Source organism: Pantoea sp. PNA 14-12, from assembly GCF_004364735.1.
GTDB lineage: Bacteria > Pseudomonadota > Gammaproteobacteria > Enterobacterales > Enterobacteriaceae > Pantoea > Pantoea stewartii.
Genome location: NZ_SOAJ01000001.1, coordinates 683,301 through 705,930 on the forward strand (window position 1 = coordinate 683,301; position 22,630 = coordinate 705,930).

General features: G+C 55.5%; 18 protein-coding genes. 16 read left to right on the forward strand and 2 right to left on the reverse strand.

Going from position 1 to position 22,630, the window contains the following annotated elements; all coding sequences use genetic code 11:
- Positions 1–8 precede the first annotated feature (8 nt).
- Positions 9–800: a metal-dependent hydrolase gene (locus C7434_RS03340; protein ID WP_006118839.1), complete on the forward strand. Its 792-nt coding sequence runs from the start codon at positions 9–11 to the stop codon at positions 798–800.
- A 290-nt stretch (positions 801–1,090) separates the two neighbouring features.
- Positions 1,091–2,527 (forward strand): PTS glucose transporter subunit IIBC, encoded by a 1,437-nt coding sequence (gene ptsG / locus C7434_RS03345; protein ID WP_006118840.1) that lies wholly within the window; start codon positions 1,091–1,093, stop codon positions 2,525–2,527.
- Between the two features lie 114 nt (positions 2,528–2,641).
- Here ptsG and C7434_RS03350 read toward each other — a convergent pair whose 3' ends face one another.
- Positions 2,642–4,216 carry a methyl-accepting chemotaxis protein gene (locus tag C7434_RS03350; RefSeq protein ID WP_033737551.1) on the reverse strand — a complete coding sequence of 525 codons (1,575 nt, stop codon included), beginning with the start codon at positions 4,214–4,216 and terminating at the stop codon, positions 2,642–2,644.
- Positions 4,217–4,832: 616 nt separating this feature from the next.
- Here C7434_RS03350 and hinT point away from each other — a divergent pair.
- From hinT to C7434_RS03395, 9 genes are all read left to right on the forward strand, one after another.
- A complete protein-coding gene (gene hinT, locus C7434_RS03355; protein ID WP_006118842.1) occupies positions 4,833–5,183 on the forward strand; it encodes a purine nucleoside phosphoramidase in 351 nt (116 codons plus the stop codon).
- A 20-nt stretch (positions 5,184–5,203) separates the two neighbouring features.
- Positions 5,204–5,572 (forward strand): DUF1425 domain-containing protein, encoded by a 369-nt coding sequence (locus tag C7434_RS03360; protein WP_033737550.1) that lies wholly within the window; start codon positions 5,204–5,206, stop codon positions 5,570–5,572.
- A 10-nt stretch (positions 5,573–5,582) separates the two neighbouring features.
- Positions 5,583–6,185, forward strand: coding sequence for a penicillin-binding protein activator LpoB (gene lpoB / locus C7434_RS03365; RefSeq protein ID WP_033737549.1), 603 nt, complete (start codon positions 5,583–5,585; stop codon positions 6,183–6,185).
- Complete coding sequence (gene thiK, locus C7434_RS03370) at positions 6,169–6,981, forward strand: thiamine kinase (RefSeq protein WP_033737548.1); 813 nt, start codon at positions 6,169–6,171, stop codon at positions 6,979–6,981. Before lpoB ends, thiK begins: the two co-directional genes overlap by 17 nt.
- A gap of 39 nt (positions 6,982–7,020) precedes the next feature.
- The gene (nagZ, locus tag C7434_RS03375) at positions 7,021–8,061 is read left to right on the forward strand and encodes a beta-N-acetylhexosaminidase (protein WP_033737547.1); all 1,041 of its coding nucleotides are present in this window, start codon (positions 7,021–7,023) and stop codon (positions 8,059–8,061) included.
- Positions 8,062–8,100: 39 nt separating this feature from the next.
- Positions 8,101–8,643 (forward strand): alpha/beta hydrolase YcfP, encoded by a 543-nt coding sequence (gene ycfP, locus C7434_RS03380; protein ID WP_006118847.1) that lies wholly within the window; start codon positions 8,101–8,103, stop codon positions 8,641–8,643.
- A 202-nt stretch (positions 8,644–8,845) separates the two neighbouring features.
- Complete coding sequence (locus tag C7434_RS03385) at positions 8,846–10,150, forward strand: NAD(P)/FAD-dependent oxidoreductase (protein WP_033737546.1); 1,305 nt, start codon at positions 8,846–8,848, stop codon at positions 10,148–10,150.
- Between the two features lie 276 nt (positions 10,151–10,426).
- Positions 10,427–10,969, forward strand: a complete 543-nt coding sequence (locus tag C7434_RS03390; RefSeq protein ID WP_033737545.1) for a glycine zipper 2TM domain-containing protein — start codon at positions 10,427–10,429, stop codon at positions 10,967–10,969.
- 425 nt (positions 10,970–11,394) lie between these two features.
- Positions 11,395–12,699, forward strand: a complete 1,305-nt coding sequence (locus tag C7434_RS03395) for an MFS transporter (RefSeq protein WP_033737544.1) — start codon at positions 11,395–11,397, stop codon at positions 12,697–12,699.
- A 138-nt stretch (positions 12,700–12,837) separates the two neighbouring features.
- Here C7434_RS03395 and mfd read toward each other — a convergent pair whose 3' ends face one another.
- A complete protein-coding gene (gene mfd, locus C7434_RS03400) occupies positions 12,838–16,287 on the reverse strand; it encodes a transcription-repair coupling factor (protein ID WP_033737543.1) in 3,450 nt (1,149 codons plus the stop codon).
- 408 nt (positions 16,288–16,695) lie between these two features.
- Between mfd and lolC the strand changes: the two genes are divergently transcribed.
- The 5 genes from lolC (at position 16,696) to pepT (ending at position 22,592) form a co-directional block, all read left to right on the forward strand.
- Positions 16,696–17,895, forward strand: a complete 1,200-nt coding sequence (gene lolC / locus C7434_RS03405; RefSeq protein ID WP_033737765.1) for a lipoprotein-releasing ABC transporter permease subunit LolC — start codon at positions 16,696–16,698, stop codon at positions 17,893–17,895.
- The gene (lolD, locus tag C7434_RS03410; RefSeq protein ID WP_033737542.1) at positions 17,888–18,592 is read left to right on the forward strand and encodes a lipoprotein-releasing ABC transporter ATP-binding protein LolD; all 705 of its coding nucleotides are present in this window, start codon (positions 17,888–17,890) and stop codon (positions 18,590–18,592) included. Before lolC ends, lolD begins: the two co-directional genes overlap by 8 nt.
- A complete protein-coding gene (gene lolE, locus C7434_RS03415; protein WP_033737541.1) occupies positions 18,592–19,836 on the forward strand; it encodes a lipoprotein-releasing ABC transporter permease subunit LolE in 1,245 nt (414 codons plus the stop codon). Before lolD ends, lolE begins: the two co-directional genes overlap by 1 nt.
- Before the next feature lie 121 nt (positions 19,837–19,957).
- The gene (cobB, locus tag C7434_RS03420; RefSeq protein ID WP_033737540.1) at positions 19,958–20,791 is read left to right on the forward strand and encodes a Sir2 family NAD+-dependent deacetylase; all 834 of its coding nucleotides are present in this window, start codon (positions 19,958–19,960) and stop codon (positions 20,789–20,791) included.
- Between the two features lie 571 nt (positions 20,792–21,362).
- Positions 21,363–22,592: a peptidase T gene (gene pepT, locus C7434_RS03425; RefSeq protein WP_033737539.1), complete on the forward strand. Its 1,230-nt coding sequence runs from the start codon at positions 21,363–21,365 to the stop codon at positions 22,590–22,592.
- The last annotated feature ends 38 nt before the right edge of the window (positions 22,593–22,630 follow it).

The following is a 22,630-nucleotide window of genomic DNA, read 5'->3' on the forward strand; positions in this document are numbered from 1 at the left end:
AGAAAACTATGTTTATTGTTGATTCCCACTGCCATCTTGATGGCCTTGACTATGAAAAAACCCATCAGGATCTTGATGACGTGATCGCCAAAGCGGCAGCGCGCGACGTCAGGTTTATGCTGGCCATTGCCACAACGTTACCTGGCTTTAGCACGTTAAAGGCGCTGGTAGGCGGTCGCGAAAATATCGCACTCTCCTGCGGTGTACATCCGCTGAACCAGGAGGAACCTTACGATGTCGACGAATTCCGTCGGCTGGCCGCCGATCCACAGGTGGTGGCCTTGGGTGAAACCGGACTGGATTATTATTACCAGCAGGAAACCAAAGCGCAGCAGCAGCACTCGTTTCGCGAGCATATCCGTACCGGGATCGCGCTGAACAAGCCGATCATCGTGCACACGCGTGATGCACGTGAAGATACCCTGGCGATTCTGCGTGAAGAACAGGTTGAACGCTGCGGCGGTGTACTACACTGTTTTACGGAAGATCAGGCGACCGCGGCGAAGCTGCTGGATATGGGGTTCTACATTTCTTTCTCAGGGATCGTGACGTTCCGTAATGCTGAGCAGATACGCGAGGCGGCACGCTATGTTCCCCTTGATCGTATTCTGGTTGAAACCGATTCGCCCTATCTGGCACCTGTACCTTATCGCGGCAAGGAGAATCAACCGGCCTATACACGCGATGTAGCGGACTATCTGGCGGTACTGAAAGGCGTGGATATCGAGACGCTGGCGGCAACCACCACGCAGAATTTCTCCACGCTTTTCCATATCCCCATGAGCCGCCTCGGCGCCTGACAGTTAGTTTATTTCAAGCTTTGTAATAAATACGAAATATCCGCTGCTGACTCTGTTTTTGTCCAACAGAGTCAGAGGATTTCGCTGAAAAAATAGGCGGTTATGCACGTATGTTTACCCATCTGAGCGCTCTGGTTTGCGAAACGTGATAGCCGTCAAAGTAACGAGGCGTAATTTATTTTACCCTTCGTAATAAATCAAAATGGCGGATAACGCCAACCGGTAAAGAACCTCCCTCTTTACCACGCGCACTGCGCGAAAAACGCACTCATACTCAGGAGTTTCACGTTATGTTCAAAAACGCTTTTGCCAACTTACAAAAGGTTGGTAAATCGCTCATGCTGCCGGTGTCGGTTCTGCCTATCGCCGGTATTTTATTAGGAGTAGGTTCCGCCAATTTTAGCTGGTTACCTGTGGTCGTCTCACATGTTATGGCGGAAGCGGGCGGCTCGGTCTTTGCGAATATGCCGTTGATTTTTGCCATCGGTGTTGCGCTGGGCTTTACCAATAACGATGGCGTTTCGGCCCTGGCGGCGGTAGTGGCTTATGGCATCATGGTGAAAACCATGGCCGTGGTGGCACCGTTAGTGCTGCATCTGCCTGCGGCAGAAATTGAGGCCAAACACCTGGCGGACACCGGTGTGCTGGGCGGTATCATTGCCGGCTCCATCGCGGCTTACATGTTCAACCGCTTCTATCGCATCAAGCTGCCTGAGTATCTGGGCTTTTTTGCGGGCAAGCGCTTTGTGCCGATTATTTCCGGTCTGGCGGCTATCGCAATGGGCCTGGTACTGTCATTTATCTGGCCGCCGGTCGGTTCAGCGATTCAGGATTTCTCACAGTGGGCAGCCTATCAGAACCCTGTGGTCGCCTTTGGTATTTACGGCGTGGTTGAACGTGCGCTGGTGCCATTTGGTCTGCACCACATCTGGAACGTCCCTTTCCAGATGCAGATTGGTGAATATACCAATGCGGCAGGTCAGGTCTTCCACGGCGATATTCCGCGCTATATGGCGGGTGACCCAACCGCAGGTAAACTGTCGGGTGGCTTCCTGTTTAAGATGTATGGCTTGCCTGCGGCCGCCATTGCGATTTGGCATTCGGCAAAACCAGAAAACCGGGCGAAAGTGGGCGGCATCATGATTTCGGCTGCACTGACCTCGTTCCTGACCGGGATTACCGAGCCGATCGAATTCTCGTTCATGTTCGTTGCGCCTGTCCTGTATGTCATCCATGCGATCCTGGCCGGTCTGGCGTTCCCGATTTGTATTCTGCTCGGCATGCGTGATGGCACCAGCTTCTCTCACGGACTGATCGACTTTATCGTTCTGAGTGGTAACAGCAGCAAAATCTGGCTGTTCCCGATCATCGGGATGATTTATGCGGCGGTTTACTACACCGTGTTCCGTGTGCTGATCGTTAAGCTGGATCTGAAAACGCCAGGCCGTGAAGACAGCGCCAGCGAGCAGTCGTCATCAGCAACCGGCACCGAAATGGCGGGCAAACTGGTTACGGCGTTTGGCGGTAAAGATAACATTACCAACCTGGATGCCTGTATTACCCGTCTGCGCGTCAGCGTGGCGGATGTCAGCAAGGTCGATCAAACAGAACTGAAAAACCTGGGTGCACGCGGTGTGGTCGTGGCAGGTTCAGGGGTTCAGGCCATTTTCGGCACCAAATCTGATAACCTGAAAACCGATATGGATGACTATATCCGTAAAATGTAACAGGCCGTAGCGTACGTTTTTGCCTTTCATAAACAGCGTTGAGTTCCGACTCAACGCTGTTTTTTTATGGCATGACATAACGGCATGACGGCGATAACCTGTTTGGGGCTGGCTTTAGCTGGCCTGACGCGTCACAAATTTAGAGGTCGTCTGCAACAGCAGATCGGACAACCGTTGCAGCTGAGCTGTGGCCGCCGCCGTTTCTTCAACCAGTGCCGCATTCTGCTGCGTATCGCTGTCCATCTGCGCCACGGCAATGCCGACCTGTTTCACGCCGGTGCTCTGCTCATGGCTTCCGGTGCTGATTTCGGCAACCAGATCGTTAACGCGATGAATCTCTTTCACCACCGCCTTCATGGTCTCGCCCGCCACGCTGACATTATTCACCCCGGTTGCTACCCGCGAGTGGCTCTCCGTAATCAACGCTTTGATTTCCTGAGCCGCCACGGCGCTGCGTTGTGCCAAGCTGCGAACCTCACCGGCTACCACAGCAAAACCCCGTCCCTGATCGCCCGCCCGGGCCGCTTCGACCGCCGCGTTAAGCGCCAGGATATTGGTCTGAAAAGCAATGCCGTCAATCACGCTAATGATTTCCCCTATCCGGCTGCTGCTGTCCTGGATAGCGTGCATGGTCTCTTCTACATCCGAGACGGACTGGCCGCCGCTGGCCACAATCTGAAACGCGTGTTTGACGACATCATTGGCCACCCGCGCATTATCTGCATTGCTCTGTACTGCCGAAGAGAGCTGTTCCATTGAGGCGCTGGTTTCTTCCAGTGCAGATGCCTGAGACTCGGTACGGCGTGACAAATCCTGCGTGCCGTTGGCGATTTCTGCGGAGGATTTTGCCACCTGCTCAGCGGCGTCCTGAACTTCACTGATCAGATCGCGGATGTGCTGACGCATCACAGACAACTGAAAAATCAGGCTGGAGGTATCACCGGGTTTTGTTTCGTTGTGCCCGTGAAGGTCACCACGCGCAATCAGTCCCGCCATGTGGACCGCCACTTCCGGTTCCGCCCCCAGTTGCTTCATGACGGAGATAAAAATCAGCGTACCGAGTACGCCGCCGGCGAGGAAGGTCAGACCGATTAACAGAATGAGCGTGAACGAGGTACTGTCTATATGGGAAACATTGTCATCAATGACCTGATGCACAGAGGCGTTGTAAATCTTCACGGCCTCCAGCAGCGGATCTCTGACAGCGACGTGCAGGCGGTCGGTCTGAGTGGCAATTTCCTTCAGGGCGCCCGGAATGTCGTTATTGTTCGCCAGCGCATAAACCCGCTGCATAGAGGCCAGATAGTCCGGCCAGGCCTGCAACACTTTTTGCGTAATCGCGACCAACGCGGGATCCTGGGACTGTTTCAGAAAATCCACTGCGGTCTGTACTGACTGCTGTGATTTTTGGTTAAATTTTATCGTATTTTGACGGGATTCGGCCGCGGTGACGTTGCCACCCGGAAAAACATACGCATAGCCCCGTCGAAAGTGGGTCGCCATTTCGCGGGCCGCCACGTTCATCATCTGAACCGGTTCAAGCCGCGATGTGTATAACTGCTGTTCTGACGCCGCCAGTGTTCTGAGGGAATGAAGACAGATAACGGCAATAATGACCATGGCGATGAGAAAAAAAGCGGTAAGAAAAATCAGTCGGTGTGACAGTTTAACGCGTTGTAAGAATCGCATAATTAACATCCTGTTTAACGGTTAATTGTAATCGTTTTCAGTCAGGCACGTTATTGCGCATCAAGATTTAACGGCCTGAAGCGGTGTAAAACGCGACGGGCTCGGGATCAAACTAATCCGACACGTTATTTATAGTTTCGGCAAGAAATGATAGGGCTTTAATGATCAAATGTTGCAACCTTTTGCTGTCACCCCCGCTCAGTAATGCAGGGACTTAAGCAACGCCCGTCACGCTGTGGATGAGCCGACTGTTGGGGTCAACAGTGCGTAGAGCAGAAAGGGCTGTTGTTGCACGGAAAGACAGCGGGTGATATCCGTCAACCCGGCCAGGACAGCAGGGGAGCGGAGACTGTGGCAACGACCCAACGTTTGCAGGGCTGCTGCGCGTGAAAACCAGAGATACGTGATCGTTTCATTACCCGGCAGGTCGCAGGAAAGGAGACGACACTGACTGTGGGGTGATAAAAATGGAAAGGCCCGTTTCGTGCCCTTACAAGGGCGGAAATGCGTTAAACACCGCCACTTAATGTAAGAAAGAGCGGCGCGAGGTTGAAAGAAAACGAATTTCTCCCGCATACTGAGAGATTATCTACCCAGGCTAAAGGAACTGCTCTCTATGGCTGAAGAAACGATTTTCAGTAAAATCATCCGTCGCGAAATTCCCGCCGACGTGGTTTATCAGGATGAACTCGTCACGGCGTTTCGCGATATCTCGCCTAAAGCCCCCACGCACATCCTGATTGTCCCTAACATTCTTATCCCGACCGCCAACGATGTTGAGGCGGCACATGAGCAGGCGCTTGGCCGGATGTTCACGGCGGCGGCGAAGATTGCGCGTGAAGAAGGGATTGATAAAGAGGGTTATCGCCTGATCGTCAACTGCAATCAGCACGGTGGTCAGGAAGTTTACCATATTCATATGCATCTGGTAGGCGGTAAACCGCTTGGTCCGATGCTGTCACATTGATCCCTGAAGGGGACCTTGCTATGCGTTCATGGCTGACAGGACTGGCCGTTTTGCTGAGTCTGACCGGTTGCAGTAGTGATAAACCGATGATCAATACGTCTCAGTCGCTGGTGATGGAATCATCCGTGCTTTCAGCGGGCATTATTACCGATGAGCCCACGCTGGATGACCACGACGGTCAGAAACGTGCCAGCAGCATACTCTACAATCAGCGTGAAACGCCGGTTGTGGTGCACTATCGTTATTACTGGTACGACGATAAAGGGCTGGAAATAACGCCGCGTGAACCCGCGCAGATTGTCACGGTGCCGCCTGACGGCAGCGTCGCTGCAGTGTCGCAACTGGGTAACCTGACGGCCAGCAAGGTTCGTCTCTATATCTATCTCTGAGGACTGTTACGTGATTCGCAGTGTTAATCGTACTGGCGCACTGATGATGGCGCTTATTCTTTCGGGCTGTATGTTGAAACAGCAGCAGCCTGCCCCCGTGGAACAGCAAACTCAGCCCGAGGAGCAGACTCAGCCCGTTCCTCAGCCTGAGCCGCAGCCGGTTCCTCAGCCTCAACCCGTTCCGCAGCCGCCAAAGCTGGTGACAATTAACTGGGATGCCACCGTACAGCCGCTGGTCGCCCAAATGGTGCGTGCCGCAACTGTGCAGCCGGGCAGCGTGCTGTTGGTGGATCGTATCAAAAACAACACTAACGGTTCACTCCAGTCGGAGAAGGCAACCAGTGCCATTCAGACGGCGCTGAACAACAATGGTAAGTTCAGCCTGGTGTCGCCGGAGCAGCTGGCGCAGGCCAAACAGGCGCTGGGGCTTTCGCCGGACGACAGTCTTAACTCACGCAGTAAAGCGATTGGCCTGGCGCGTAACGTTAACGCCCAGTATGTGCTTTACAGCACGGCGAAGGGTGACGTCAAAACGCCGACCATCCAGATGCAGCTCATGCTGGTGCAGACGGGCGAAATTATCTGGTCGGGCAACGGTGTCGCCCAGAATTAATGCCGCTTTTTTACAGCTGATTCAGGCTACAACGGGTGAGCAGCCGGTCAACCTGACCTCACTCGCGGGCTTAACCGGGCAGAGTTGTCGCATCCTGACCGCACAGGGACGCTATCTTCTCCGCCCGGCACCGCATCCCGCGATACCGTTCGTTAATCGCCAGCGCGAGCACCGTGTGTTGCGCAAGTTGCAGCCCAGCGGGCTGGTGAACGCGCCGCTGGCGGGTAACCGCCATGGCCTTATCCTGCCCTGGCAGGAAGGTGAGGTGCTGGATGAGGCGGGTTTTCGTGCACAGCGGTACGAGGTGATTACGCTCCTCCAGCGGCTTCATCACCAGCCGCTGACCGGTTATCGTGTCGTGCTGTTACCCCTGCTGTGGCAATACTGGCAGCAGTGCCAGCAGCGTCAGTATTGCTGGCTGCGCCAGCTAAAACGGCTGACAGAGCAGGGTGAGCCGCGTCCGTTGCGCCTTGCCCCGCTGCATATGGATGTTCATCCTGCCAACCTGATCCAGTCATCGCAGGGGCTGCATCTTATCGACTGGGAATATGCCGCGGACGGGGATGTGGCGCTGGAGCTGGCCGCCGTCTGTTTAGCCGTGCCGGATCAGCAAACGGGTTGGCTAACCGACTATGCTGAGCGGATGCAGTTACCGCTGGCTTCACTTCAGCGTCAGGTTCGTCGCTGGCAACCATGGCTGCACCTGCTAGTGGCCAGCTGGTATCAACTGCGCGCAGAACAGAGTGGCGATGCCCAATTACAACAGCTGGCTCAACAGAGCTGGTCACAGATTTAACGGCTTTGCGCAGAGGCGCAGAGAGACAGGATACAGGTTATGACAACACGTTTTCCCGGCCCACTCATGCTGGACGTTGAGCGTTTCGAGCTGGATGCCGAAGAGCGCGACATACTGCGCCATCCGCTGGTGGGTGGCGTGATTCTTTTTGCCCGCAATTACCACGATCCGGCGCAACTGGCCGAGCTGGTCCGTCAGATCCGCGCCGCGTCGCACACTCGTCTGGTTGTGGCCGTCGATCAGGAAGGTGGGCGGGTACAGCGTTTTCGTTACGGCTTCACCACACTACCGGCGATGCAGTCTTTTGCTGCGCTCCACGATATGAGCACGGCAGGGGAGTTGGCCCAGCAGGCAGGCTGGCAGATGGCCGCCGAAATGATAGCGATGGATATCGACATCAGCTTTGCGCCGGTGCTGGATATCGGCCACATCAGTGCGGCCATTGGCGACCGGTCATTTCACGCGGATCCGCAGATCGCCCTCGCGATAGCGCGCCGCTTTATTGCCGGTATGCATGAGGCGGGAATGAAGACGACCGGTAAGCATTTCCCCGGTCATGGTGCGGTCAGCGCAGATTCCCATAAAGAAACCCCGCGCGACAATCGCCGTGAAGCCGAGGTGCGCGAGCACGATATGGCCATTTTTCGTACGCTGATTCATGAACAGGCGCTGGATGCCATTATGCCTGCCCATGTGATCTACAGCGAAGCGGACCCGCTTCCTGCCAGCGGATCACCCTACTGGCTGAAAACGGTGTTACGCCAGGAACTGGGCTTTAAGGGCGTGATTTTCTCTGACGATCTCTCCATGGAAGGTGCCGCCGTGATGGGCAGCTATGCGGAGCGTGCGCAGCAGTCACTGTCTGCCGGTTGTGACATGGTTCTGGTTTGTAACGATCGCAAGGGCGCCGTCAGTGTCATAGATAATTTGACCCTGATCGAAGCGGAGCCTGTCATGCAGTTGTATCATCGTGGAACCCTGAGCCGGGAGAGCCTGAAAGCGAGTCGCCGCTGGAAAGACAATGCGCAGCAGCTCAGTGCGCTACAGGCGCGCTGGCTGGCACATAAAGCCGCGTTATAGCCATCAGGTTGCCCGGCGCGACAGCCATAGAGGATAAACATGATTATTTATCTGCACGGTTTTGACGCGACGAGCCCGGGCAACCACGAAAAAGTGTTGCAACTGCAGTTTATCGATCCTGATGTCAGACTCATCAGTTACAGCACCCGTCATCCTAAACACGACATGCAATTTCTGCTGAAAGAAACGGATAAAATGCTGGGCCTCAGTGATGATCCCCGTCCGCTGATCTGCGGGGTCGGCTTAGGAGGCTACTGGTCCGAGCGTATTGGTTTTTTATGCGGTATCCGTCAGGTCCTGTTTAATCCCAACCTCTTTCCCTTCGAGACCATGGAAGGCAGGATTGATCGTCCTGAAGAGTACCTGGATATAGCCACCAAGTGCGTCAGCGATTTTCGCGAGCGTAATCGTGACCGCTGCCTGACCATTTTAGCGCGTCATGATGAGGCGCTTGACAGCCAGCGCACCGCGACGCTGCTCCAGCCTTATTACCCCCTTATCTGGGACGAAAGCGAAAGCCATAAGTTCAGGAATCTCTCGCCCCATCTCCAGCGAATCAACGCCTTCAAAACCACCGTGTAACACAACGCGGCAACCGCACGATGCCGGGCTTTATGCCAGGAACAGTCTGCTAAATTTGATGTACATCAATTTTCTGAGGCCCATACGGGGCCGTCATGGTATTCTGCCTTCAGATAGCGATGTTATGTCGCCAACCCTATGTTTATTAAGGTTTAATTTAACCATTGATTAACTTTTGGTTCACAATTTGAGGGGGTCCTTGTTGACTGCATCTGTTAAGAAAATTGTTATTGTTGGCGGCGGTGCCGGCGGGCTGGAAATGGCCACGCAACTGGGCCACAAGCTGGGGCGTAAAAAGAAAGCCGAGATTATTCTGGTCGATCGCAACCACAGTCACTTGTGGAAGCCGCTGCTGCATGAAGTCGCTACCGGATCGATGGATGAGGGGATTGATGCGCTGAGTTATCTGGCGCATGCCCGTAATCACGGTTTCCAGTTCCAACTGGGTTCGCTCACTAACATCAACCGCGAAAAGAAAGTGATTCAGCTGGCCGAAGTGGTCAATGCGCAGGGGGACGTATTAGTGCCCGAGCGCGAACTGGCCTACGACACGCTGGTGATGGCGCTGGGCAGTACCTCAAACGACTTTGGGACGCCGGGCGTCAAAGATCACTGCATTTTTCTTGATAACCCGCACCAGGCTCGCCGTTTCCATAACGAAATGCTCAACCTGTTCCTGAAATTCTCGGCCAGTGAAGGGGCGCTGGAGAAGGTCAATATCGCCATCGTCGGGGGCGGAGCAACAGGCGTTGAGCTGTCGGCGGAGCTGCATAATGCCGTGAAGCAACTGCACAGCTATGGCTATAAGGCGCTCGACAGCGAAGCGCTGAACGTAACGCTGGTGGAAGCGGGCGAACGTATCCTGCCAGCCTTACCACCGCGTATTTCGGCTGCGGCCCATCAGGAACTGTCAAAACTGGGTGTTCGCGTGCTGACACAAACGATGGTCACCAGCGCAGATAAGCAGGGCCTGCACACGAAGAGCGGCGAATTTATCGAAGCCGATTTAATGGTCTGGGCAGCGGGCATCAAAGCGCCTGATTTTATGAAAGGCATCGGTGGACTGGAAACGAATCGCATTAATCAACTGGTGGTCAAAGACACGCTGCAAACCACGCTGGATGAGGATATCTACGCTATCGGCGACTGCGCATCCTGTGCCTTGCCGGGTGGCGGATTCGTACCACCGCGTGCGCAGTCAGCTCACCAGATGGCTTCCTGTGCGCTGGATAACATCCTGCTGCAGTACCGGGGGAAGCCGTTGAAAGCCTACGTCTATAAAGACCACGGCTCGCTGGTGTCGCTGTCGCGCTTTAGTACGGTAGGAAGCCTGATGGGCAACCTGATGCGTGGCTCTATGATGATTGAAGGGCGCATCGCCCGTGTTGTCTATATCTCCCTGTACCGCATGCATCAGGTCGCCCTGCATGGCTATATCAAAACTGGCCTGATGATGGTGGTGGGGAGCCTGAACCGGGTGATTCGCCCCCGGCTGAAACTGCACTAAGAGTACGGGGCGGATTCGCCTGACTTCGCCACCGGTGCTGTTCCGGTGGCGAAACCCGCGCACGATTTTACGCTGTCATTCCTGTTCAGAACTCTCCGAAAACGTGATAGTACCACTGTTGGCGCGATTTTCTTCCCAAATTCCGATATTGCAAAAGCTTTACATCTGTAAAACTTATCTCAACCAAACGGCGAGTCGCGCACGCCGGTTCTGCCAGTGCTGTGAGGGATATCCAGCGGCAGGAATGCGCGGTAACACTTTCAGGAGGAACTTCCTGTGAATAAATCAATGTTAGCGGGTATCGGTATTGGCGTGGCAGCGGCACTGGGTGTTGCCGCCGTAGCAAGCATTAACGTGTTTGACCGTGGTCCTCAATACGCACAGGTGCTGTCAGCAACACCAATAAAAGAATCTATCAAACAACCGCGTCAGGAATGTCGTAACGTGACGCTGACGCATCGTCGTCCGGTTCAGGATGAAAACCGTATCGCCGGTTCAGTACTGGGTGCGGTAGCGGGCGGTGTGCTGGGTCATCAGTTTGGCGGTGGTCGCGGACGCGATGTCGCAACGGTAGCCGGTGCACTGGCAGGCGGTTATGCCGGTAACCAGGTTCAGGGCGGCCTGCAGGATCGTGATACCTACACGACGTCTGAACAGCGTTGCAGAACCGTATACGACAAACAAGAAAAGATGCTGGGTTATGACGTAACCTACAAGATCGGCGACCAGCAGGGTAAAATCCGTATGGAAAACGATCCGGGTACGCGTATTCCGGTTGACCGTAACGGACAATTGATCCTGAACGGCGACAAGGCTTAAGGGCAAAGCTTGCCGCACTGCGGTCACACAGCACACATAACAAAAATGATAAGCGCATCTCCGGATGCGCTTTTTTTTGCTTATCCGAACGCTAAAGCGCGCAACCGAACGATAGCCTCTTCCAGGCTGCTCGCCGTGCATGGCTGACCTTATGCATCAGATCCCGGTTGCCCGGTAAATATGACTGCGTTAAAGCGGCGGCGTCAGACTGACATTTTCATTCACGCGATTCACAGGCAGTCACGTCAGGACAGTTTTTGTAACACATTACTTGCTGGATTTTTACATATTTAGAACAAAGTGCACAGTCAGGGAAAGAGCATTACGCTTAATTACTCTTTCTTATCAAATGCATTGAGAAAGCAGGCTAACCGTTGATAACAAAACCGGTTTGCTTCGGTGCAAAAGTAAAAGGGAACAGTTCAATGCGTGATAACACCTCAGTCGAGCACAGCACAGTGCGCAAGATGGCATGGCGGCTGATGCCGCTGTTTACGGTAGGCTATTTTCTGGCGTCCCTGGACCGCGTCAACGTCGGCTTTGCGGCATTACAAATGAATGGCGACATCGGCTTATCCGCTGCCGCATACGGCCTGGGTGCAGGGCTGTTTTTCTTTGCCTACTGCCTTTTCGCCGTGCCCTGCAATATGGTGATGACAAAAGTGGGCGCAACCCGCTGGCTGTCTGCCGTCATGATTGCATGGGGATTGCTGGCGGCGGGCATGTCAATGGCGCAGGGCCCGGTATCTTTTTATCTTCTCCGGTTTTTACTGGGGATCGCGGAAGCCGGCTTTTTCCCGGGCGTCATTTATTACTTTACGCTTTGTTTTCCCAAACGTTATCGTGGACAAATGGTGGCCATCCTGATGATGGCGCTGCCGGTGTCCAGCGTGCTGGGTTCACCGCTGTCCGCCGCACTGCTTAATTTCGATGGCCTGATGAACCTGCGTGGCTGGCATTGGTTATTTATCCTTGAAGGTACGCCGGCTGTCGCGCTGGGCTTCCTGACTTTTCTGATGTTGCCGAGGCAGCCTCTGGAGGCTAAATGGCTGAGCCCGCAGGAAAGCAGCTGGTTACGCCATACGATGGCGGAAGAACAGAAAAGTGCCGCCCCGACAACCCCGCGCGTCAGCCTGTTCGCCACGTTGTTCAGTCCGCGCGTGCTGCTGCTGACGCTTATTTATCTGGGCGGAACCGCCGTTACCAATGGTCTGGCATTATGGCAACCTCAAATCATTAAAACCTTTAACCTGAGCGTTATTCAGATTGGCTTAGTCAATGCCATTCCGTTCGCGGTGGCGAGCCTGGCGATGTATCTGTGGGGACGTCACTCTGACCAGACAGGCGAGCGTCGTCTGCACACCGCTTTTCCGTTATTGCTGGGAGCGACCGGTCTTGCGGCCAGCATGTATGTTACCCATCTCTGGCCGATGCTGATGGTGCTATGCCTGACCATTACCGCAGCGTCGATGATTAAGGGCCCGTTCTGGGCGATGGCAACCGAGATGATCCCCGCCAGCGCGGCGGCTGTGGTCATCGGGCAAATCAACGCCCTTAATAATCTGGGCGTGTTTGTGGGCACCTGGCTAATCGGCTTAATTCGCACCAGCACGGGGAGTTTTACCTATGCGCTGACGCCCCTGATGCTGGTCACGTCCTGTGCCTGCCTTGGCGCGCTGTTGATTGGCCGACGTCAGTCACCGTGTGATCCGCATAAAAAGCCTGTCTGACACCACGGCATGAATGTACGCTACTGATGAAAAGCGTGGCAGCGGAAACAGGCGCATGATACGCACTTCTCAGCCAACCATAAAAAAAGCCGCCGTAAGGCGGCTTGTCAGCACAATGAAGCAAAACGATAAGCGCGGTTAAGACGCGACCTGATTTTCCAGTAACTGGTTCATAAATGACTGCACCCAGTCCATGCGCACCTTTCGTTCCGTCAGCTCACGGGTAAAGCGTAACCGTGTCGGACCTTCCAGTTTCCACTGCTTTGCATCTTTCTGCAGCAGACCAATCAGCCAGGCCGGATCGACACTGTTCTGCGGAGCAAAATCAAAATAACCGCCTTTGTCGCTGGCTTCAATTTTGCGCACGCCCACCGCTCGCGCTTTCATGCGCAGCACGGCGATGTCCAGCAGATTACGCGCCGGATCGGGTAACAGACCGAAGCGATCGATCATTTCCACCTTCAGCTCCTGCAACTCCTCTTCCGTTTCGGCACTGGCTACGCGTTTATACAGCGATAAACGGGTATTCACGTCCGGAATAAAGTCTTCTGGCAGCAGGGCAGGCATGCGCAGTTCTACTTCGGTCTGATTACTGGTGAGATCTTCCAGCGAAGGCTCGCGACCGGCTTTCAATGCATCGACCGCATTTTCCAGCAGTTCCATGTACAGCGAGAAGCCCAGGGTTTCCATCTGACCACTTTGCTCTTCACCCAGCAGTTCACCGGCACCCCGAATTTCGAGATCGTGCGTAGCCAGCGCAAAGCCTGCCCCCAGATCTTCCAGGGAGGCGATGGCTTCCAGACGTTTTTGCGCGTCGGTCGTCATGGCTTTGGGATGTGGGGTCAGCAGCCAGGCATAAGCCTGATGGTGCGACCGGCCCACGCGACCACGCAACTGATGTAGCTGTGCCAGCCCGAAGTGATCGGCCCGTTCGATAATGATGGTATTCGCCGTCGGAATATCAATGCCGGTTTCGATGATGGTGGTACATACCAGAACATTGAAACGCTGATGATGGAAGTCATTCATCACCCGTTCCAGATCGCGTTCGCGCATCTGTCCGTGACCAATGGCAATGCGCGCTTCCGGCACCAGTTCCGCCAGCCGCTGCGAGGCTTTCTCGATATTTTCGACATCGTTATACAGGTAATAGACCTGACCACCGCGCAAAATTTCACGCAAAATGGCTTCGCGAATCACTAAGTCGTCGTATTCCCGTACAAAGGTTTTTACCGCCAGACGACGCGCGGGTGGCGTGGCGATGATGGACAGGTCGCGCATCCCGCTCATGGCCATATTCAGCGTACGGGGAATCGGCGTGGCGGTCAGCGTAAGGATATCCACATCGGCGCGCATCGCCTTGATGCGCTCTTTATGACGCACGCCAAAGCGGTGTTCTTCATCGACGATCAGTAAGCCCAGATCGTGCCACTTAATGTCGCTCATCAACAGCTTGTGAGTGCCAATCAGCACATCAATTTTGCCTTCGCTGGCCTCCTGCAAAATCTGATTCTGCTCTTTGGCGCTACGGAAGCGTGACAGCATTTCGATGCGCACCGGCCAGTTAGCGAAGCGGTCACGGAAATTATCGTAATGCTGCTGAGCCAGCAGGGTGGTGGGAACCAGCACCGCCACCTGCTTGTTGTTCTCCACCGCCAGGAAGGCCGCGCGCATGGCGACTTCGGTTTTACCAAAGCCCACATCACCGCACACCAGACGATCCATGGCCAGCGGCTGGCACATGTCACTTAACACGGCATTGATGGCCTGGGTTTGATCGGGTGTGGTTTCAAACGGAAAACTTTCGCAGAACAGTTGATACTGCTCACGGTCATGTTTGAAGGCAAACCCGGCCTTGGCGGCACGCTGAGCATAGATATCCAGCAGTTCAGCGGCCACGTCGCGCACTTTCTCCGCCGCTTTCTGCCGCGCGCGCGACCAGGCATCGCTGCCCAGTTTATGCAGCGGTGCATTTTCGTCGGCACCGCCGGCATAACGACTGATAAGATGCAGGGAGGAAACCGGGACGTACAACTTGGCGTCATTGGCATAGGAGAGCATCAAATACTCTGCCTGAATGCCGCCAGCTTCCAGCGTGGTCAGGCCGATGTAGCGCCCGACGCCGTGTTCAAGGTGCACCACAGGCTGGCCCGGATGCAGTTCCGCCAGGTTGCGAATCAGGATGTCCGGATTAATGGTGCGGCGCGTATCCTGGCGGCGGCGGCTGATGCGTTCGCCCAGCAAATCGCTTTCACAGATGAAAGCCAGCTTCCCCTGTGTATCCACAAAGCCCCGCTCGCTGGCACCGATCATCAGACCATACTGTGCGTCACGGGCCTCGCGCAGATGACGAATGGGTTTCGGCCGTACTTTAATGCGCGCCAGCAACTCCTGCAGGCTTTCACGGCGGCCTTCGCTTTCAACGGAAAACACCACATCACCGGTAAACTGTTCCAGGAACTGACGTAAATGATCCAGCGGCGCTTTCGCCTGCGCCTGAACGGACAGATCGGGCAGGGATTCATAGCCCAGGTTGGTATTGGCGGCCCGGGCCGGCAGCACCTCATGGGTCATACGGATACGCGGCCAGGCTTTGAGTTCCCCCATTAAGGCATCCGGGCGCAGCCACAGCGTGGTCGGCTCCAGCAGCGGGCGCATGGGATCGACACGGCGGTTTTCGTAACGCGCATTCGCATCCTGCCAGAAGCGCTCGGCACTGCCTTCCAGATCGCCACAGTTCACGATCAACGTGTTGTCAGGCAGATAGCTAAACAGCGACGGTAACGGCTGGTCGAAGAACAACGGTTGCCAGTATTCAATACCGGCCGGCAGGGTGCCTTTGCTCACCTGCTGATAAATATGCTCTGCCTCACGGCGCACATCAAAGTTTTCACGCCAGCGGCTACGGAACAGTTCAATGGCTGTTTTATCGCTGGGAAATTCATGGGCCGGCAGCAAATTAATGGCGGGAACGGCTTCCAGCGTTCGCTGGCTGTCGACATCAAACAGGCGCAGGCTGTCGATCTCGTCATCAAAAAAATCGATACGGTAGGGTTGATCACTGCCCATCGGGAACAGATCGAGCAGGGCGCCGCGTGTGGCGTACTCGCCGTGCTCCATCACCTGATCGACATGGCGATAGCCGGCCTGTTCAAGCTGGTCGCGCAGGCGGTCGCGTGACAGTTTCTGGCCCTGCTGCATCACCAGCGCATGACCGTGCAGGTAGCTGTGAGGACAAACACGCTGCATCAGCGTGTTGACCGGCATAATCAGCATGCCGCGTTGCAGCGTGGGCAACTGATACAGGGTGGACAGACGTGCCGAGATAATATCCTGGTGGGGTGAGAAGCTGTCATAAGGCAGCGTTTCCCAGTCCGCAAGGTGGGTAACAGGTAAATCGGTAAACTGACGAATCTCGTCCAGCAGACGCAGGGCGGTTTGCGTATCGGGTGTAATCATTAACACCGGACCTGCATGGCGCTCAGTGATGCTGGCACACTCAACCGCGTGCGCAGCGCCAGTCAGCTGACCGAGCAGGCGTTGGTCGCCTGATTTCACGGGCAGGGTATAGCGAGTCGGTTCGGACATGTGATCTCGAGGTTGCTCCATTTTTACCAGGGCGTCATCATTCCATAATACGCCATGGGGATCACCTCTGCGGCAGATTTTTTCTGCCGCTTCGCCTGATGCAGGCGATGCAGAAGGGTTGCTGTGTGTAAATCTTTTTTGCGAACAGGGCTCGCAGGAAAGTGAATCGGGTACATCAGAGTCACGGTCATAGCCGTCACCGCTTTACCCGAATAAGTATACCGATGTGGGGCGTGGATGATCGTACGATAAACATCATCTTTGTGGCTTAATCCTGTGCATCAAACCGTCTGCTAACCTATTCTGATACAACTTTGCAGCAGACTCAGAGGGTTAGAGGTTTCATAAAGTGCACAGCTCCTTTATCATCCTCTCTACTTATTTTCCAGCAACTGCACATTGGATACCATGTATCAACCTGTCGCGCTATTTATCGGTCTGCGCTACATGCGCGGAAGAGCAGCGGATCGTTTCGGTCGCTTTGTCTCCTGGCTCTCCACCATTGGTATCACGCTTGGCGTGCTGGCCATGATTACTGTGCTGTCTGTGATGAACGGTTTCGAGCGCGAGCTTGAGGGCAACATCCTGGGCCTGATGCCACAGGCGCTGATCACCAGCAACACGGGCAGCATCAATCCGCAGCAATTCCCTGCCTCTGCACTCAAGCTCAACGGCGTTGACCGCATCGCGCCGCTGACCACCGGTAATGTGGTGCTGCAAAGTGCACACAACGTCTCAGTCGGGGTGATGTTGGGGATCCAGCCGGACGAAAAGGATCCCCTGACGCCTTTTCTCGTTAACACGCCGCAAAGCGTGTTACAGCCCGGTCAGTATAACGTCATCCTGGGCGAACAACTGGCCTCGCAGCTGGGCGTGAAACGGGGTGATCAGATCCGCCTGATGGTGCCGTCCGTCAGCCAGTTCACGCCCATGGGGCGCGTGCCGAGCCAGCGCCTGTTTACCGTGGCGGGCACGTATGCGGCTAACAGCGAAGTTGATGGCTATCAGATTCTGGTTAACCAGCAGGATGCGTCGCGCATTATGCGCTATCCCGCGGGCAATATTACCGGCTGGCGTCTGTGGCTGGATAAGCCGCTTGAGGTTGACAGCGTGAGCCAACAGGCTCTGCCCGCGGGCATGGTCTGGAAAGACTGGCGCGAACGCAAAGGGGATTTATTCCAGGCCGTGCGTATGGAGAAAAACATGATGGGGCTGCTGCTGAGCCTGATCATTGCCGTTGCGGCCTTCAATATCATCACCTCGCTGGGCCTGCTGATCATGGAGAAGCAGGGTGAAGTGGCCATTCTGCAAACCCAGGGATTAACCCGCCGTCAGATTGTCGCCGTTTTTATGGTGCAGGGTGCCAGTGCCGGGATTATTGGCACGTTGCTCGGGGCGCTGCTTGGCGTCCTGTTAGCCAGCCAGCTTAATAACCTGATGCCGGTCATTGGCCTGTTTTTGGACGGTGCCGCGCTGCCTGTGGATATTAATCTGTGGCAGGTGGTGACTATCGCCTTCAGCGCAATGGTGATTGCGCTGCTTTCTACGCTTTACCCTTCATGGCGCGCTGCCGCCGTACAACCCGCTGAGGCTTTACGCTATGAGTAACTCTCCTTTGTTGCAGTGCCGCGACCTGTGCAAACGCTATCAGGAAGGCAGCGTACAGACCGACGTACTGCGCAACGTGAATTTTGATGTGCAACCTGGTGAACTGATGGCGATTGTCGGCAGTTCAGGGTCAGGAAAAAGTACCCTGCTGCACCTGCTGGGCGGCCTGGATACGCCCACTGCGGGCGATGTGGTGTTTGACGGGCGTTCGCTGAACAGCATGTCTTCTTCTGATAAGGCCGAACTGCGTAACCGCGAACTGGGCTTTATCTACCAGTTTCACCACCTGCTGCCTGACTTTAGCGCGCTGGAAAACGTCGCGATGCCGCTGCTGATTGGCAAAACCGCTAAAGGCGAAGCCCAGGCACGCGCGCGGGAAATGCTGGCCGCCGTCGGGCTGGAACACCGCGCCGCCCATCGTCCGTCTGAACTGTCTGGTGGTGAGCGTCAGCGCGTGGCGATTGCCCGTGCGCTGGTGAATCGTCCCCGCCTGGTCATGGCTGATGAGCCCACCGGTAACCTGGATGCCCGCAATGCGGATGCCATTTTTGAACTGCTGGGGGAGCTGAATGTGCGTCAGGGCACGGCGTTTCTGGTGGTCACCCACGATCTGCATCTGGCAAAACGCATGACGCGTCAGATGGAAATGCGCGACGGCCAGCTCAGCGATCAGATTATCCTGGCGGGAGCGGTCTGATGGGATCGTCGCTATCACTGTTACTGGGGCTGCGTTTTAGCCGTGGCCGTCGTCGCGGCGGCATGGTGTCGCTGATCTCGGTGATTTCCACCGTGGGCATTGCACTCGGCGTTGCGGTGCTGATCATTGGCCTGAGCGCCATGAACGGCTTCGAGCGTGAGCTGAATAAACGCATTCTTGCCGTGGTCCCGCACGGTGAAATCGAAGCCGTTAATCAGCCTTTTCAGCGCTGGCAGTCATTGATCGCGCCGATTGAGCAGGTGCCTGGCATCGCGGCTGCCGCGCCCTATGTCAACTTTACCGGCCTGATTGAAAGTGGCGCGAAGATGGAAGCGTTGCAGGTGAAAGGCGTGGATCCGGCACAGGAGCCACGGCTGAGTGCCTTACCTTCTTTTGTCACCGACAATGCCTGGTCATCCTTTGCGGCAGGGAAACAACAAATCATCCTCGGTGGTGGTATCGCAAAGGCGCTCAACGTGAAGCAGGGCGACTGGATCACCATCATGATCCCGAACAACGACGGTGAGAATAAGCTCCTGCAACCCAAACGTATTCGCCTGCAGGTGAGCGGTATTTTGCAGCTGAGCGGAATGCTGGATCACAGCCTGGCTCTGGTGCCGCTGGCGGACGCGCAGCAGTATCTGGATATGGGTGACAGCGTAACCGGCATCGCGCTGAAGATGAACGATCCCTTCCAGGCGGCCAAACTGGTGCGCGCGGCGGGTGAAGTGACGCACGCTTACGTGTATATCAAAAGCTGGATTGGCACCTACGGTTATATGTACCGCGATATCCAGATGATTCGCGCCATCATGTACCTGGCCATGGTGCTGGTGATCGGCGTCGCCTGTTTCAACATTGTGTCGACACTGGTGATGGCCGTTAAAGACAAGAGCAGTGATATCGCCGTTCTGCGGACGCTGGGCGCAAAAGATGGCCTGATTCGGGCAATTTTTATCTGGTACGGCCTGCTGGCAGGCCTGCTGGGCAGCGTGAGCGGCGTGGTGGTCGGTGTACTGGTGGCGCTGAATCTGACATCGCTGATGAAAGGTCTGGAAACGCTGACCGGTCACCATTTGTTAGCCGGCGATATCTACTTCATCGACTTCCTGCCGTCTGAATTGCACTGGCTGGACGTGTTTTCAGTACTGATTACCGCTATTGTGCTAAGCCTGCTGGCAAGTTGGTATCCCGCACGGCGCGCCAGCCGCATCGATCCGGCGCGTGTCCTGAGTGGACAGTAGTCGTACCGGACAGCGCCGTTCATGCTGCGCTGTCGGCCCTGTTCTTTGGATTGTCGGGCCAACTGGCCCAAACTTTGTTGATTGACCTGCGGACGTTTTACTCACCGCACCAGGAGACTTTATGCGTACACCTCGTCGCCGTATACGACTTGCCCGCCTGAAGAAAACACGCAGGAAAGTGCATCAGCGCTTTCGCCAGCGTATTTTCGAACGCGATCGTCAGGCCGAACTGGCGGCGCACCCGTTGCCGCGCATCGTCGTGTTAACGGGGGCAGGGATATCCGCCGAATCCGGTATCAGGACCTTTCGTGCCGCGGACGGATTATGGGAAGAGCATCGGGTTGAAGATGTCGCCACGCCAGAAGGTTTCCGACGCGATCCGGCGCTGGTGCAGCGCTTTTATAACGCGCGGCGTCAGCAGCTTCAGCAGCCCGAGATCCAGCCCAATGCCGCGCATCTGGCGCTGGCAGAACTGGAACAGGTGCTGGGCGACAACTTTTTCCTTGTCACGCAAAATATCGATAACTTGCACGAGCGCGCGGGCAACAGCCGTGTGCTGCATATGCACGGCGAATTGTTAAAAGTGCGCTGTGCCAGTAGCGGACAGGTGATCGACTGGCAGGAAGACGTCACGGAGAACGACCGGTGTACCTGCTGTCAGTTTCCCTCTGTCCTGCGCCCCCATGTCGTCTGGTTTGGCGAAATGCCGCTGGGTATGGAAGACATCTACCAGGCGCTGGAACAGGCCGATCTGTTTATCGCCATTGGCACCTCAGGCCACGTGTATCCCGCGGCGGGCTTTGTCCATGAGGCGAAGCTGCAAGGCGCGCACACGGTGGAACTGAATCTGGAGCCCAGTCAGGTGGGCAATGAGTTTGCCGAAAGTCACTATGGGCTCGCAAGTGAAGTGGTTCCCGCCTTCGTACATAAGCTGTTGCACGGGCTGCACAAATAATCTTGTGTGTGATGCCACCGCACACCTGAAAGAAAACACTTTCAGCAGTAAGACGGTCGCGCCACACGCCGGCCTCAGGGTTTACGGCAGCCCAGCGGCGGCAGGGAGTCAGGCCGCCTGTTGATGCACGGGTTAACGGCCTGCGTGCGGTTTCCGAACGGCATGCGGCTGTTGCCTGCCTCCTCTCATCCTCAGTCGCGTTAAACCCCGCCGCCGTATGTTTGAGCGCAGCCGGATGCTTCCCGGGGCGCATCACAAAGGTTACAGGTGCCCGAAACGGCTGTGCGTGTTTGCCTTATTAATATTTCTGTCTGCTGACACAAGAGCCTGTCAGCAAAGAAAAGGGCCGCGATAGTGGGAAAAAGCGCGCCCCGGTTTTGACTCTGAATCTGGCTGATGCAGGGCAGGGTTGCGTTAACCGCCGCAAAAACCAGCGATTGCCCGTTTTTTTATGCTGTCTGGCGTGCGGAATATGCCCCGGCAGCCTTAACCTGAACGATAATGATTTGACGCAACACGATGTCTTGCCGGTTTATCAATAATGACCGGCGGTAAATTTTAAGGATGGCATATGAAGCAACTATTAGAACGCTTTTTGCGTTATGTGGTAGTAGAGACGCAGGCAAAACCGCAGGCACGTCAGGTGCCCAGCAGCGAAGGTCAGTGGGTACTGGCCCGCCAGTTGCAGGAAGAACTGCTGGCCCTGGGTTTTGTGGATGTCAGCCTGAGCGATCATTGTTGTGTGATGGGCACGCTACCGGCCAATGTGGACTGGCCAACGCCGGTGGTGGGCTTTATTTCGCACATGGATACCTCACCGGATTTCACCGCGAAACATGTTAATCCGCAAATCATCGAAAACTACCGGGGCGGCGATATCGCGTTGGGCAATGGTGATGAAGTGCTGTCACCGGTCATGTTCCCCGTGTTGCATAAGCTTATCGGTCATACCCTGATCACCACCGATGGCAAAACCCTGCTGGGCGCGGATGATAAAGCGGGCATTGCCGAGATCATGACGGCCATGGCCAGACTGGCGGAAGGCGATATTCCGCACGGTGCCATTCGCGTTGCCTTTACCCCAGACGAAGAGATTGGGCGGGGCACGTCGCATTTCGATGTTGAAGGCTTTGCGGCTGACTGGGCCTATACCGTCGACGGCAGCGATCTGGGCGAATTTGAATACGAAAACTTCAATGCGGCCTCGGCGCTGGTGAAAGTCGTGGGCAACAATGTTCATCCCGGGTCTGCGAAAAATGTCATGGTCAATGCGCTGGAGCTGGCGACGCGTTTCAGTGCAGCGTTGCCTGCGAAAGAGAAGCCGGAATGGACAGACGGTTATGAGGGCTTCTTTCATCTGCACCAGATGAAAGGCACGGTTGAGCACGCTGAGCTGCACTACATCATTCGTGATTTTGATACCGAGGCGTTTGAACAACGCAAACGCACACTGCAGCAAATTGCGGATGAGATCAATAAAGACCTGCATCCCGGCTGTGGTATTACGGTAGAGATCAGCAACAGCTACCGCAATATGCGCGAAAAAGTCGAACCTTTCCCGCACATTATCGATCTGGCCTTGCAGGCGATGCGCGACTGCGGCATCGAGCCGGTGGTGAAACCGATTCGCGGCGGTACGGACGGTTCGTCCCTGTCATGGAAAGGATTGCCCTGTCCAAACCTGTTTACCGGGGGCTATAACTACCACGGCAAGCACGAGTTTGCCTCGCTGAACATCATGGCGCAGTCCGTCGACGTCATCGTTCGCCTGGCAGAACTGGCCGGTCAGAAGAAAGGTTAAAACAACGTCTCCTCGTCCAGGCAGGGCGAGGAGACGGC

Excerpts from the sequence above, each read along its gene's own strand:
- C7434_RS03340 (WP_006118839.1), top strand. The coding sequence starts at position 9 with ATGTTTATTGTTGATTCCCACTGCCATCTTGATGGCCTTGACTATGAA.
- ptsG (WP_006118840.1), top strand. The coding sequence starts at position 1,091 with ATGTTCAAAAACGCTTTTGCCAACTTACAAAAGGTTGGTAAATCGCTC.
- C7434_RS03350 (WP_033737551.1), bottom strand. The coding sequence starts at position 4,216 with ATGCGATTCTTACAACGCGTTAAACTGTCACACCGACTGATTTTTCTT.
- hinT (WP_006118842.1), top strand. The coding sequence starts at position 4,833 with ATGGCTGAAGAAACGATTTTCAGTAAAATCATCCGTCGCGAAATTCCC.
- C7434_RS03360 (WP_033737550.1), top strand. The coding sequence starts at position 5,204 with ATGCGTTCATGGCTGACAGGACTGGCCGTTTTGCTGAGTCTGACCGGT.
- nagZ (WP_033737547.1), top strand. The coding sequence starts at position 7,021 with ATGACAACACGTTTTCCCGGCCCACTCATGCTGGACGTTGAGCGTTTC.
- ycfP (WP_006118847.1), top strand. The coding sequence starts at position 8,101 with ATGATTATTTATCTGCACGGTTTTGACGCGACGAGCCCGGGCAACCAC.
- C7434_RS03395 (WP_033737544.1), top strand. The coding sequence starts at position 11,395 with ATGCGTGATAACACCTCAGTCGAGCACAGCACAGTGCGCAAGATGGCA.
- mfd (WP_033737543.1), bottom strand. The coding sequence starts at position 16,287 with ATGTCCGAACCGACTCGCTATACCCTGCCCGTGAAATCAGGCGACCAA.
- lolC (WP_033737765.1), top strand. The coding sequence starts at position 16,696 with ATGTATCAACCTGTCGCGCTATTTATCGGTCTGCGCTACATGCGCGGA.
- lolD (WP_033737542.1), top strand. The coding sequence starts at position 17,888 with ATGAGTAACTCTCCTTTGTTGCAGTGCCGCGACCTGTGCAAACGCTAT.
- lolE (WP_033737541.1), top strand. The coding sequence starts at position 18,592 with ATGGGATCGTCGCTATCACTGTTACTGGGGCTGCGTTTTAGCCGTGGC.
- cobB (WP_033737540.1), top strand. The coding sequence starts at position 19,958 with ATGCGTACACCTCGTCGCCGTATACGACTTGCCCGCCTGAAGAAAACA.
- pepT (WP_033737539.1), top strand. The coding sequence starts at position 21,363 with ATGAAGCAACTATTAGAACGCTTTTTGCGTTATGTGGTAGTAGAGACG.